The following is a 13,370-nucleotide window of genomic DNA, read 5'->3' as shown; positions in this document are numbered from 1 at the left end:
GCAGCATGCCCTGGTCGCCGATGGCGCGCAGCAGGAAGCTGCTGAGCGAGCCGGAGCCGACGCCGGCCTCCACGACGCGCGCGCCGGGGAAGATGTCGGCGAAGGCGAGGATCTGCCCCGCGTCCTTGGGGTAGACGACGGCTGCCCCGCGGGGCATGGACAGGACGTAGTCGGGGAGCAGGGGGCGCAGCGCGAGGTAGGCGACGTTCCCGGTGGTGCGGACAACGCTGCCCTCGGGAGCACCGATCAGTTCGTCGTGCGGGAAGGAACCCTTGTGGGTGTGGAAGTTCTTCCCGGCCTCGAGCGTGAACGTGTAGTGGCGGCCCTTGGGGTCGGTCAGCTGAACCTGGTCCCCGACCTTGAAGGGCCCGCGCCTGCGGGCGGCACCGGTCGGTTCGGACATGTGACCAGCCTACCGGTCCTCGCGGGGGCCGCCGACCACGTCGGCCCCCCGTCGGGGCTATGAGGGGCGGGCCATGGCCTTGACGAAGGCGCGCTCGACGTCGGCGGCGGACAGGACGCCGTAGATCTCGCCGGTCTCCTCGACCACCAGGTACTCGGTGGCGGGGGTGGCCCGCAGGGCGTCCAGGAGCTCCTCGCCCGCGAGCTCGGCGGAGACGCGCATGCCGTCGGTCAGGTCCTGGGCGAGTCCGCCGACGGGAACCCAGGGGCGGCGGTGCTCGGGTACGCCGACGATGGCGGCCTCGCGGACCAGGGAGAGGGGGGTGCCGTCGGCGTCGACGACGACGAGGGCGCGGGCGCCGGCGGCGTTGGCGCGGCGCAGGGCCTCGGAGAGCGGGGTGTCGGTCTCCACGGGGACGGCGCGGCGGGTGAGGGTGCGGGCGCGCAGTTCGGGCAGGTGCTCGCGCAGGCGGGCCATGCGCAGGCTGTTGCCGGCGCCGGTCCAGATGATCGCGGCGAGGATGGCGGCGAGCAGCGCGTCCAGGACGGTGTCCATGCCGACGTTGTCCACGGCGTCGGAGCCGAGGGCCCCGGACTGGGTGAGCAGGGGGAGGCCGATCAGGACGGAGAGGGCGAGGGCGCGGCCGACCCAGGCGGCGGCGACGGTGCCGGTCATCGGCTTGCCGCTGAGTTTCCAGACGACGGCGCGCAGCATGCGGCCGCCGTCCAGGGGCAGGCCGGGCAGGAGGTTGAAGACGGCCACGATGAGGTTGGAGATCATCAGCCCGGCCAGCAGGACGCCGGGGACGGAGCCGGGGTCCACGGCGAGCAGGGCGAGGTAGAACAGGCCGGACAGGACGAGGGAGAGCAGCGGGCCGACGAAGGCGAGGACGAATTCGCGGCCGGGCGTCTCGGCCTCCTTCTCGATCTCGGAGACGCCGCCGAAGAACTGGAGCTGGATGCGGCGCACCGGGAGTCCGAAGCGGAGGGCGGCGAGGGTGTGGGCGAGCTCGTGCACCAGCACGGAGGCGTAGAAGGCGACCGCGAAGAACAGGGAGACCAGGTAACTGGCGGCGCCGAGTTCGGGCAGGACGCGGTCGATCTGCCCGCCGAACACCCAGGTGATGAGGATGGCGACGAGGAACCAGCTGGGCGCGACGTACACGGGCACCCCGAACGGCCGTCCCATCAGCAGGCCGCGCTGTTTCTCCTGGGGCCGCTGCGGCGCGGGTGCCTTGCCGGCACCGGAGTGGGCGAGCGGGCGGTCGGCGTCGAGGGCTCCGCGCTCGTCGGCCCCGGACGCCGAGCGGTGCTCGGGCGCCCCGGGCGCGGGGGCGGAGCCCTGGTGCACGGATTCGGTGCGCCCGTTCCCGCCGGCGCCGTCCCGGCCGGGTTCACCCGCCGCCGGGGGCCGCGCGGCGGTCGTGTCCGTACCGTCGGCGGACGGGTCGCCGGGGCGGGTCCCGGGGGCCGGCCCGGGGTCCTGGGGCGCGGGGTGGCCGTCCCCGGGCCCGCCGGTCCGGTCGGCCCCGGCGGCGGAGGTCCGCCCGGTGGCGGGACCGGAGGACACCGGGGTGCCGTCGGACGGGCCGTCGGGGCGGTGGTCTGCCCGCTCGTCGGTGGCCCGGCCTGCGGCGGCGGGGCGGTCACCGGCCTCGTGGGGGGCGTCGTCGGTGGCCGGGGCCCGGGGCCCCGTGTGCTCGGCCGACTCGTCGTTGCCGGACCGCGGCTGCCCGCGCCCGCCGCTTACGTCCACCGGTGTCCCCTCGTTCGCTGCGTCTCCCGCTCCTGCCGGGCGGGAGGGTCTCGAGTCGATGGTATGCGGCCTTCGCCACCCGTTCCGCCCCGGCACCCCTGTCACTTCCCGCCCTTCGTCGCCTCGCCTGCCCCCCTCCTTCCCCTTCTCCTCCTTCGGTCACCTCGGTCCTGTCCTTCCTGTCCCCCCTGCCGCACCGGTCGTCCCCGGTTCGTCCACAGGCGCCGGCCGGGGGTGGGCCACTGTCGGCGCCGGGCCGTAAGGTCTGTGGGCATGGAGACGAGCACCGGGGGCGCGGCGCGCCCCGACAGCGGCCCGGTCGCGGCGGCCGATCCGCCGGTCACGGCCGGGCCGGCGGCACCGGCAGCGGACACGGCCGTGGCGACCGGGGCCTGCGCCGTACCGCCCGCCTCGCTGTCCCCCTCGCGTGCGAGCGACTTCATGCAGTGCCCGCTGCTGTACCGCTTCCGGGTCATCGACCGGCTGCCGGAGAAGCCCAGTGAGGCGGCGACCAGGGGCACGCTGGTGCACGCGGTGCTGGAGCGCCTCTTCGACGCCCCGCCGGCCGAGCGCACCGCGCCGCACGCGAAGGCGCTGGTCCCGGGTCAGTGGGACCGGCTGCGGGAGTCCCGGCCGGAGGTCGTGGAGCTGTTCGCCGACGATCCGGAGGGCGAGCGGCTGGCGCGCTGGCTGGCGGAGGCGGAGCGGCTGGTCGAGCGCTGGTTCACGCTCGAGGACCCGAGCCGGCTGGAGCCCGCCGAGCGGGAGCTGTTCGTCGAGGCCGAGCTGGACTCGGGACTGAGGCTGCGCGGCATCATCGACCGGGTCGACGTGGCGCCCACCGGCGAGGTGCGCATCGTCGACTACAAGACGGGCAAGGCACCCCGGCCGGAGTACGCCGAGGGCGCGCTGTTCCAGATGAAGTTCTACGCCCTGGTGGTGTGGCGGCTGAAGAAGGTGATCCCGCGCCGGCTCCAGCTCGTGTACCTGGGCAGTGGGGACGTGCTGACGTACGACCCCGTCCTCGCCGATCTGGAGCGGGTCGAGCGCAAGCTGCTCGCGCTGTGGGACGCGATCCGGACGGCGACCGAGACGGGTGACTGGCGGCCGCGCCCCACCAAGCTGTGCGGCTGGTGCGACCACCAGGCGCACTGCCCGGAGTTCGGCGGCACTCCCCCGCCGTATCCGCTGCCGGTGAGGGCGGCTGAGCCCGGCGGGGTCCAACAGGGCAGAATGGGGCCGGACTAGCGAAGGAGACTTACGTGGCCATCCGCGTCCTACTGGTCGACGACCAGCCGCTGCTGCGTACGGGCTTCCGGATGATTCTGGAGGCGGAGCAGGACATCGCGGTCGTCGGCGAGGCCGGGGACGGCCTCCAGGCCCTGGACCAGGTGCGGGCGCTGCAGCCCGATGTGGTGCTGATGGACATCCGCATGCCGCGGATGGACGGGGTGGAGGCGACCCGGCAGATCACCGGTCCCGAACGGAACGGGCCGGCGAAGGTACTGGTGCTGACGACGTTCGACCTGGACGAGTACGTGGTGGAGGCGCTGAAGGCGGGCGCCAGCGGCTTCCTGCTGAAGGACGCCCCGGCCAACGAGCTGGTGCAGGCGATCCGTGTGGTGGCCGCCGGGGAGGCGATGCTCGCGCCGAGCATCACGCGCCGGCTGCTCGACAAGTACGCCACGCATCTGCCGTCCGGTGACGAGCCGGTGCCGGACACGCTGCACACGCTGACCGAGCGCGAGGTCGAGGTGCTGAAGCTGGTGGCGCGCGGGCTGTCCAACGCGGAGATCGCCGCCGATCTGTTCGTCAGCGAGACCACCGTCAAGACGCACGTCGGCCATGTCCTGACCAAGCTGGGGCTGCGCGACCGGGTGCAGGCCGCGGTGTACGCCTACGAGAGCGGGCTGGTGCGCCCCGGCGCGCAGTGACGCGTCCCGTCCGGCCGCCGGACGGGACGACGCAGGGGGCGCCCCCTTCCCGCGGGAAGGGGGCGCCCCCTGCGTGGATGCGGCGGGTTCAGCCCTTGCTCAGCTCCCAGAAGCGGAACACGGTCGAGGCGTCGAGGCAGTACTCCAGGCCGTAGACGTCGTCGCGGACGACCGCGTACTGCTTGGCCTGCCAGACGGGGAGGACCGGAAGTTCCTCGGCGACGATGTCCTGGATCCGGCCGAACTCCTTGTCGGTGGCGGAGCGGTCGCTCTGGGCGGCGGTGCGCGGGATGAGCGAGCCGGTGATGGTGTCGTTCTCGTAGTTGTTGTTCAGCACGTTGCCCTTGCCGAAGAAGGGACCCGTGAAGTTGTCGGCGTCCGGGTAGTCGGGCACCCAGCCCTTGACGTAGACGCCGTACTTGCCGGCCGCGATGTCCTTCTCGTACTGCTCGAAGTCGACGGACTTCATCTCGGCGTCGAACAGTCCGCTGGCGTTGAGCTGCTGGGCGATCGCGGCCAGTTCCTGGTCGGTGGCGGGGCCGTAGCGGGAGGGGGTGGACCACAGGGTGAGCTTCACCTTGCCGGTGATGCCCTCCTCCTGCAGCGCGGCGGCGGCCTTGGCCTTGGAGGGGCGGGCGCCGTAGGTGTCGAAGAAGGCGGTGTTGTGGCCGGCGATACCGGCCGGGATGATCGAGTACAGCGGGGTGGCCGTGCCCTCGTAGACGTTGTGGATGAGGGCCTCGCGGTCGAGCAGGTGGGCGATGGCCTTGCGCACGCCGAGCTTTCCGGCGACCGGGTCGTTCATGTTGAAGACCAGGTGCTGGACTTCGGCGCTGCTGCCCTCGACGACCTCGACGCTGCCGGTGCCGTCGTCGGCCTTCTCGATGTCGGTGATGGCCTTGGCGGTGAGGCCTCGGTAGGCGATGTCGACCTCGGCGTCCTGGACGGCCTTCTTGAGGGCGTCCTGGTCGCCGTGGAAGAACTTCAGCGTCACGCCGGAGTTCTTCGTCTTGGCGTTGCCCTTGTAGTGCTCGTTGACGGAGAAGACGGCCTGGTCGTCGCTGAACGAGTCCAGCCGGTAGGGGCCGGAGCCGACCGCCTCGCCGTCCTTGCGCAGCCCGTCCGCGTCGTACTGACGGTGGTCGACGATGGAGCCGGCACCGGAGGCGATCTTGCTGGGGAAGGTGGCGTCGGGCGTGTTGAGCGTGAAGACGACCGTCTTCTCGTCCGGCGTCTCGACCTTCTCCAGCATCGGGAACATGATCGCGGGACCGTCGGGGTCGTTGATCTTCAGCATGCGGTCGAAGGAGAACTTCACGTCCTTCGAGGTCAGCGGGTCACCGTTGCTGAACTTGAGCCCGTCCCTCAGGGTGCACGTGTACACCTTGGTCTCGGTGTCGGTGAAACCGCACTCCTTCGCGGCGTCCGGCTGCGGCTCGGTGGCTCCCTTGGGGAAGCTGAGCAGCGACTGGAAGACGTTGTTGAACAACAGCCAGGAGCCCGGGTCGTAACCGGAGGCGGGGTCGGTGGCGAGGACGTCGTCGGACATTCCCACCACGACGTCGGAGCCGTCGGCCCCGGAGCCGCCGTTCTCCGTTCCGCAGCCGGTCAGCAGGCCGGAAGCCAGCCCCGCCACGATCGGCAGGACCGGCCACTGGTTGCGCAGGTTCACGTGTGTGCCTTTGTCGTCGGTTCGATACTCCGGGCCGTCCTCCCCGGCCCGGGAGGGTGCGATCCGTCAGCCGCTCACGCCGCGGCCGAGCTCCCACAGTTGGAGGGTGGAGGAGGAGTTGAGCGCGTAGGCGGTGCCCGTGATGTCGTCGCGCGCGGCGATGTACTGCTTGCCCTGCCACAGCGGCAGCACGGGGACGTCCCTCGCCACGATGTCCTGAATGTCCGTCAGGCTGCCGGAGGCGGACAACCGGTCGGCCTGGCGGCGGGACTGCGGGATCAGCTCGCCCCGGATCTCGTCGTTGGCGTACGGCGAGCCGAGGAAGTTGTCGGCGTCCAGGAACGGGGCGAGGAAGTTGTCGGCGTCCGGGAAGTCGGGGAACCAGCCCATGCCGTAGACGTCGTACTCGCCCTTCTGCTCGGCCGGGCGGAAGGTCGACCAGGGGGTGCCCTTGATGGTGACGTCGAACAGGCCGCTGTCGTTGAGCTGCTCCTGGAGCTGCTCGAACTCCTTCTTCGTGGCCGGGCCGTAGTGGTCGGTGGTGTAGTGCAGCGTCACCTTCACCGGGGTGCTGACCCCGGACTCTTCCAGCAGGTTGCGGGCCTTGGCGGCGCTGGGCTCGCCGTACTCGTTGAAGAACGAGTTGGAGTGACCGGTGATGCTCGCCGGGACCAGCGAGTACAGCGGCTCGGCCTGGGAGCCGTAGACCTTGGAGATCAGTTCGCTGCGGTTGATGACCTGGGCCATCGCCTGGCGGACCGCCTTGTCCTTCACGGTCTCGGCGTCGGTGTTGAAGGCCAGGTAGCGGATCTCCAGGCCGGGCATCTCGACCAGGTCGACGTCGTCCTCGGCGTTGCCCGCGAGCTCGCGGATCTGCTCCGGCGACATGGTGCGGGACATGACGTCGATGTCATTCTTCTCCAGCGCGGCGCCCATGGCGTCGGCGTCCTCGAAGGAGACGATCTCGACCTTGTCGTTGTTCACCTTCAACGCCCCCTTGTAGGAGGAGTTCCTGGTGAACGTCGCCCGGACCAGCTCGTCGCCCTCGACCTTCGCGTCCAGGGTGTACGGACCCGAGCCGTCGACCTCGAAGCCCTCGCGCAGCTTGCCCTTCTCGTAGTCGTCCGGGTTGACGATGCCGGCGACCGGGGTGGACAGCTTGTACGGGAAGGTGGCGTCCGCGGTCTTGAGGTGGAAGATCACCTCGCGGTCGCCCTGCGTCTCGACGGTGTCGATGGTGGACAGCAGCGCGGACACACCGCTGTCGGCCTTGAGCGAGCGGGCGCGGTCGATGGAGTACTTCACGTCGGCGGCGGTCACCTCGTCGCCGCTCGCGAACTTCAGGCCGTCGCGCAGGGTGCAGCTGTAGCGCTCGTTGCCGGCGTCGGTGAAGCCGCAGGACTCGGCCGCCTCGGGCACCGGCTCGCCCTCGCCGCGCGGCTGGATCATCAGGGTCTGCACGGTCTGGCGCAGGATGTTCCAGGTGCCGACGTCGTAGGCGTAGGCCGGGTCGAGGGGCGCGGGCACGTCCTTCGAGGCGGTGAACCGGTCCGTGGTGCCGACGGCGATCGCGTCGCCGTCGCCGCTCCCGCCTTCGGTGTCACCACAGGCGGCGAGCACCGGCGCGAGCAGGCCCATCGCGGCCGCCAGCACCAAAGTCTTGCGGTTCATGCTCGAGTTTCTCCAGGACTGTCGACTCCGTGTATCCGACACGCAGGGTGTCGCGGCGGCTCACGGGGTAGGGGTGATGTTCTCGCGACGAGATTAGTCCGCACCCGCAGGAGGGTTCGCGGCCACCGGAGTTGAGAAGCCATCACGCAGTGAAACCAGGTGTGAACGCACCGGCAGATGTGACCGGGGAAGGATTGGTGCAGCGTCCCCCCAATCGGGACACAAGGCCACACCGACGACCGTCGAAAAGGGACGGACAGCACATGCCGACCCCCATGTCGACCCCCTCCGGCGTGGCGAACATCACAAGGGGAAGCGGGTTCGGCGACACCGGAATTCAGCCACCGGCGACGGAACGAATTCCCTCGGACACATGTCCGGGGACGCGTGCGCGAGCGGTGGGAATTCCGGCCCTAACACCGTTGCACGCTGGGTGAACGCCTAGAGCATTCCTGTCATCAGGCCGCGCAGGAATGTCAGGTCGACGACTTCCAGCGAGGGGACGACGGTGCGCCGGACGGCCGGGGTGATCGGGGCCACGGAGGGCACCGCCACGACCTGGCAGCCGGCGGCCTCGGCGGCGGCGACACCGGTCGCGGTGTCCTCGATGACGGCGCACCGCAGGGGGTCCGCACCGAGCCCGGCGGCGGCCGCCAGGTACGGGTCGGGGTGCGGCTTGGTGCGCGGGACCTCGTCACCGGCGATCGACAGCGCGAAGTGCTGCGGGCCCAGCCTGGCCAGCACCCGGTCGATGATGCGCCGGTGCGAGGCGGAGACGAGCGCCGTGGGGACCTCGTGCTCGGACAGCTCGGTCAGCAGCCGCTCGGCGCCCGGCATCAGCGGCAGGGCATGGTCGATGCGGTCCTCGAAACCGTCGTTCAGCAGCACCGTCAGCTCGGCCAGGTCGATGTCGGCCCCGGTGGCCTCGATCAGGAACCCCGCGCTGCGGGTCATGGGGCCGCCGACCACGACATGACGCCAGGAGTCGTCGAGGGTGTGGCCGAGGGAGGCGAAGACCTCGACCTCGACGTCCCACCAGAAGCCCTCGGTGTCCACCAGGGTGCCGTCCATGTCGAGGAGCACGGCCTGGAGGGCCGAGCCCTCCTCCGTAAGGGTTCCGAGCGCGGGGACCGTACTGGTCATCCACGTACCTCCTTCACAGGGACGATCAGGCCGGTTCCCGCGAGGGGAACCGGCCTGCAATGGACCGACCAGTGTACGTCGTGCGCGAAGCACGTGCCTCTTGTCGCCCACGGGGCCCTGGGGACGGGCCCTGGGGACGGGCCCTTCCGGGGGCTCAGCGGGCGTTGAAGTACTTGGCCTCCGGGTGGTGGATCACGATGGCGTCCGTGGACTGTTCGGGGTGCAGCTGGAACTCCTCGGACAGCTGCACGCCGATGCGCTCGGGCCCGAGCAGATCGGCGATCTTGGCGCGATCCTCCAGGTCCGGGCAGGCGCCGTAGCCGAGGGAGAAGCGGGCGCCCCGGTACTTCAGGGCGAACATGTCCTCCATCGCGGCCGGGTCCTCACCGGCGAAGCCGAGTTCGGCGCGCACGCGCGCGTGCCAGTACTCGGCGAGCGCCTCGGCGAGCTGGACGGACAGTCCGTGCAGCTCCAGGTAGTCGCGGTAGGCGTTGGCCTCGAACATCCGGGCGGTCTCCTCGCCGATGCGGGAGCCGACGGTGACGACCTGGAGGCCCACGACGTCGGTCTCGCCGGACTCCTCCGGGCGGAAGAAGTCGGCCAGGCACAGGCGCCGGCCGCGACGCTGGCGCGGGAAGGTGAAGCGGGTGCGCTCGTTGCCGGCGTCGTCCAGGATGATCAGGTCGTCGTCCTTGGAGACGCACGGGAAGTAGCCGTAGACGACGGCCGCCTCCAGCAGGTTCTCCGTCTGGAGCCGGTCCAGCAGACCGCGCAGCCTGGGCCGGCCCTCGGTCTCGACGAGCTCCTCGTAGGTCGGTCCCTGGCCGGTGCGGGCCTGCTTCAGGCCCCACTGGCCCTTGAACAGGGCGCCCTCGTCGAGCCAGGACGCGTACTCCTTGAGCTGGATGCCCTTGACGACGCGGGTGCCCCAGAACGGCGGGGTGGGGACCGGGTTGTCGGTGGCGACGTCGGAGCGCACGTGTCCGGTCTCGGGCCGCTCCTCGATCTCCACGGTGGCGGCACGGACCCGGCGCTGCCTCAGCTCGGGCAGCTTCGCACCCGGCACGCCGCGCTTGATGCCGACGAGGGCGTCCATCAGGCGCAGGCCCTCGAAGGCGTCGCGGGCGTAGCGGACCTCGCCCTGGTAGATCTCGTGCAGGTCCTGCTCGACGTAGGCGCGGGTCAGGGCGGCACCGCCGAGGATGACCGGGTAGGTGGTGGCCAGGCCGCGGCTGTTGAGCTCCTCCAGGTTCTCCTTCATGATCACCGTGGACTTCACCAGCAGCCCGGACATGCCGATCACGTCGGCCCCGTGCTCCTCGGCGGCCTCCAGGATCGCCGAGACCGGCTGCTTGATGCCCAGGTTGACCACGTTGTAGCCGTTGTTCGACAGGATGATGTCGACCAGGTTCTTGCCGATGTCGTGCACGTCGCCGCGCACGGTGGCCAGCACGATGGTGCCCTTGCCCGCCTCGTCGGCCTTCTCCATGTGCGGCTCCAGATGGGCCACGGCCGTCTTCATCACCTCGGCGGACTGGAGCACGAACGGCAGCTGCATCTGCCCGGAGCCGAACAGCTCACCGACCACCTTCATGCCGTCCAGCAGGGTGTCGTTGACGATGTCCAGCGCGGGACGGGTCTCCAGCGCCGCGTCCAGGTCGGCCTCCAGGCCGTTGCGCTCGCCGTCGATGATGCGGCGCTTGAGGCGCTCCTCCAGCGGCAGTGCGGCCAGTTCCTCGGCCTTGCCCGCCTTCAGCGACTTGGCGGTGGCGCCCTCGAACAGCTGCATCAGCTTCTGCAGCGGGTCGTAGCCCTCACGGCGGCGGTCGTAGATCAGGTCCAGCGCCGTGGCGACCTCCTCCTCGCTGAACCGGGCGATGGGCAGGATCTTCGAGGCGTGCACGATCGCCGAGTCCAGGCCCGCCTTGACGCACTCGTCCAGGAAGACCGAGTTCAGCAGGATCCGGGCGGCCGGGTTCAGGCCGAAGGAGATGTTCGACAGCCCCAGCGTGGTCTGCACCCGCGGGTGGCGCCTCTTCAGCTCGCGGATGCCCTCGATGGTGGCCAGACCGTCCTTGCGGGACTCCTCCTGGCCGGTGCAGATGGTGAACGTCAGACAGTCGACGAGGATGTCCTCCTCACGGATGCCCCAGGTGCCGGTGAGGTCGGCGATCAGCCGTTCGGCGATCTCGACCTTCTTCCCGGCGGTGCGGGCCTGGCCCTCCTCGTCGATGGTCAGCGCGATCAGCGCCGCCCCGTGCTCCTTCGCCAGCCCGGTGACCTTCGCGAACCGCGACTCCGGGCCGTCGCCGTCCTCGTAGTTCACCGAGTTGATCACCGCCCGGCCGCCCAGCTTCTCCAGGCCCGCCCGGATCACCTCGACCTCGGTGGAGTCCAGCACGATCGGCAGCGTGGAGGCGGTGGCGAACCGGCCGGCCAGCTCCTCCATGTCCGCCACACCGTCACGGCCCACGTAGTCCACGCACAGGTCCAGCATGTGCGCGCCCTCACGGATCTGCTCCCGGGCCATCTCCACACAGTCGTCCCAGCGGCCCTCCAGCATCGCCTCACGGAACTTCCTCGACCCGTTCGCGTTGGTCCGCTCGCCGATCGCCAGGTAGGAGGTGTCCTGGCGGAACGGCACGCTCTGGTAGAGGGAGGCGGCGCCCGGCTCGGGCCGGGGGTCGCGCCCGGGCGGGGTCACACCGCGCACCCGCTCGACGAGCCGGCGCAGGTGCTCCGGGGTGGTGCCGCAGCAGCCGCCGACCAGGGACAGGCCGTAGTCCCGGACGAAGGTCTCATGGGCGTCGGCCAGCTCCGGCGGCGTCAGCGGATAGTGCGCGCCCTCGGCCGTCAGGACCGGAAGACCCGCGTTCGGCATGCACGACAGCGGCACGCGCGCGTGCCGGGCCAGGTAGCGCAGGTGCTCGCTCATCTCCGCCGGGCCGGTCGCGCAGTTCAGACCGATCATGTCGATGCCCAGCGGCTCCAGCGCGGTCAGCGCCGCCCCGATCTCCGAACCGAGCAGCATCGTGCCGGTCGTCTCGACCGTCACCGAGACGATCAGGGGCACGTCGTAGCCGGCGACCTCCATGGCCCGGCGGGCGGCGATGACCGAGGCCTTGGTCTGCAGCAGGTCCTGCGTGGTCTCCACGAGCAGCGCGTCGGCGCCGCCGGCCAGCAGGCCCTCCGCGTTCTGCTGGTAGGCGTCACGGATCTCGCCGAAGGTGGTGTGGCCGAGGGTGGGAAGCTTCGTGCCCGGTCCCATCGAGCCCAGCACCCAGCGCTGACGGCCGTCCCGGGCGCCGTATTCGTCGGCGACCTCACGGGCGATGCGCGCGCCGGCCTCGGAGAGCTCCGCGACGCGTTCCGCGATGTCGTACTCGCCGAGGGCGGTGTGGTTGGCGCCGAAGGTGTTGGTCTCGACGCAGTCGACACCGGCGTCGAAGTACTCGGAATGGACCGAACGGACGATGTCCGGGCGGGTCAGGTTCAAGATCTCGTTGCAGCCCTCGAGGTTCTGGAAGTCCTCGAGCGTGGGGTCCTGGGCCTGGAGCATGGTGCCCATCGCCCCGTCGGCGACCACCACACGGGTGGCGAACGCCTCGCGGAGAGCGGACACACGGGTCCGGCTGTCGGTGGAAGGGGTCAGCGGCAACGAGGCCATGAAAAGGGCTCCCTCAGGTGCGACGGCTGTCGGCTTTGCGGCTGCCCGGAAAGCCTCCTGTTGGGCCTCCCGGCAGGGCGCACCCCGTCAGGGTATCCGGGACCGCGCCCTGATGTTCAGGGCGTCCACGGGCCGGACGATGATGGCCGACGGCCGACGTACGGGGTACGGGTGGCGCGACGGATCACGACCGACCATTAGCGGGAGGTCGGCATGGACCGGTAGTGTTCGGCATTGCCGAACAGCGGCAGCGACGTCGCGGGTCGACGGTCGAAGGGGACGGAGGCAGTACGGCGATGGCACGGAACATCCAGTCGCTCGAACGGGCGGCAGCGATGCTGCGGTTGCTCGCGGGCGGCGAGCGACGGCTCGGCCTGTCGGACATCGCCTCGTCGCTGGGCCTCGCCAAAGGCACCGCCCACGGCATCCTGCGCACCCTCCAGCAGGAGGGGTTCGTCGAGCAGGACGACGCCTCCGGGCGCTACCAGCTGGGCGCCGAGCTGCTGCGCCTGGGGACCACCTACCTCGACGTGCACGAACTGCGGGCGCGCGCCCTGGTGTGGACGGACGACCTGGCCCGCTCCAGCGGCGAGAGCGTCTACCTGGGCGTGCTGCACCAGCAGGGCGTGCTGATCGTGCACCACGTCTTCCGGCCCGACGACAGCCGGCAGGTCCTGGAGATAGGGGCCATGCAGCCGCTGCACTCCACGGCCCTGGGCAAGGTGCTGTCGGCCTACGACCCGGTGGCGCACAGCGAGGCCCTGGAGGCCGACCGCAAGGCGTTCACCGACCGCACCGTGTGCGACCCGGACGCCTTCGAGCACATCCTGGACCTCACGCGCGCGCGTGGCTACGCGGCGGACGTCGAGGAGACCTGGGAGGGCGTGGCCTCGGTGGCGGCCCCCATCCACGACCGGCGGCGCATGCCGGTGGGCGCGGTGGGCATCACGGGCGCGGTGGAGCGGCTGCGCCGGGACGGCGAGCTGCGCCCCGAGCTGATCGCGGCGGTACGGGACTGCGCCCGCGCGGTGTCGCGGGACCTGGGCGCCGGGCGGTTCTGAGCCCCGGACGGGCCCTGTCGCACACAGGGGGACCGGGATGCCGCAGGGCATTCCGGTCACAGTC

At 70.9% G+C, this 13,370-nt stretch carries 9 protein-coding genes; 3 read left to right on the top strand and 6 right to left on the bottom strand.

The window, feature by feature from the left end; translation table 11 throughout:
- Together RIM90_RS26300 and RIM90_RS26295 are read right to left on the bottom strand one after the other, a co-directional pair.
- On the bottom strand, positions 1-403 hold a 403-nt coding region (locus RIM90_RS26300; RefSeq protein ID WP_375165558.1), incomplete at its 3' end, for a tRNA (adenine-N1)-methyltransferase.
- Positions 404-460: 57 nt separating this feature from the next.
- Complete coding sequence (locus tag RIM90_RS26295; RefSeq protein ID WP_309063239.1) at positions 461-2,158, bottom strand: site-2 protease family protein; 1,698 nt, start codon at positions 2,156-2,158, stop codon at positions 461-463.
- Between the two features lie 273 nt (positions 2,159-2,431).
- Here RIM90_RS26295 and RIM90_RS26290 point away from each other — a divergent pair, with 273 nt between their 5' ends.
- Positions 2,432-3,406: a RecB family exonuclease gene (locus tag RIM90_RS26290; protein ID WP_309063238.1), complete on the top strand. Its 975-nt coding sequence runs from the start codon at positions 2,432-2,434 to the stop codon at positions 3,404-3,406.
- A gap of 14 nt (positions 3,407-3,420) precedes the next feature.
- Complete coding sequence (locus RIM90_RS26285; RefSeq protein ID WP_309063237.1) at positions 3,421-4,092, top strand: response regulator transcription factor; 672 nt, start codon at positions 3,421-3,423, stop codon at positions 4,090-4,092.
- A gap of 88 nt (positions 4,093-4,180) precedes the next feature.
- Here the strand turns inward: RIM90_RS26285 and RIM90_RS26280 are convergent, their stop codons facing one another.
- From RIM90_RS26280 to metH, 4 genes are all read right to left on the bottom strand, one after another.
- A complete protein-coding gene (locus tag RIM90_RS26280; protein WP_309063236.1) occupies positions 4,181-5,764 on the bottom strand; it encodes an ABC transporter substrate-binding protein in 1,584 nt (527 codons plus the stop codon).
- Between the two features lie 66 nt (positions 5,765-5,830).
- Entirely contained in the window at positions 5,831-7,435 is a 1,605-nt protein-coding gene (locus RIM90_RS26275) for an ABC transporter substrate-binding protein (protein ID WP_309063235.1), read from the bottom strand.
- A gap of 441 nt (positions 7,436-7,876) precedes the next feature.
- Positions 7,877-8,578: an HAD family phosphatase gene (locus RIM90_RS26270; RefSeq protein ID WP_309063234.1), complete on the bottom strand. Its 702-nt coding sequence runs from the start codon at positions 8,576-8,578 to the stop codon at positions 7,877-7,879.
- Positions 8,579-8,732: 154 nt separating this feature from the next.
- The gene (metH, locus tag RIM90_RS26265; protein WP_309063233.1) at positions 8,733-12,245 is read right to left on the bottom strand and encodes a methionine synthase; all 3,513 of its coding nucleotides are present in this window, start codon (positions 12,243-12,245) and stop codon (positions 8,733-8,735) included.
- A gap of 296 nt (positions 12,246-12,541) precedes the next feature.
- Here metH and RIM90_RS26260 point away from each other — a divergent pair, with 296 nt between their 5' ends.
- Positions 12,542-13,306 (top strand): IclR family transcriptional regulator, encoded by a 765-nt coding sequence (locus tag RIM90_RS26260; protein WP_309063232.1) that lies wholly within the window; start codon positions 12,542-12,544, stop codon positions 13,304-13,306.
- The last annotated feature ends 64 nt before the right edge of the window (positions 13,307-13,370 follow it).

Source organism: Streptomyces sp. (assembly GCF_031181555.1).
GTDB lineage: Bacteria > Actinomycetota > Actinomycetes > Streptomycetales > Streptomycetaceae > Streptomyces > Streptomyces fimbriatus.
Note: the sequence above shows the minus strand (reverse complement) of the source record. Positions and strands in the feature narration are given on the sequence as shown.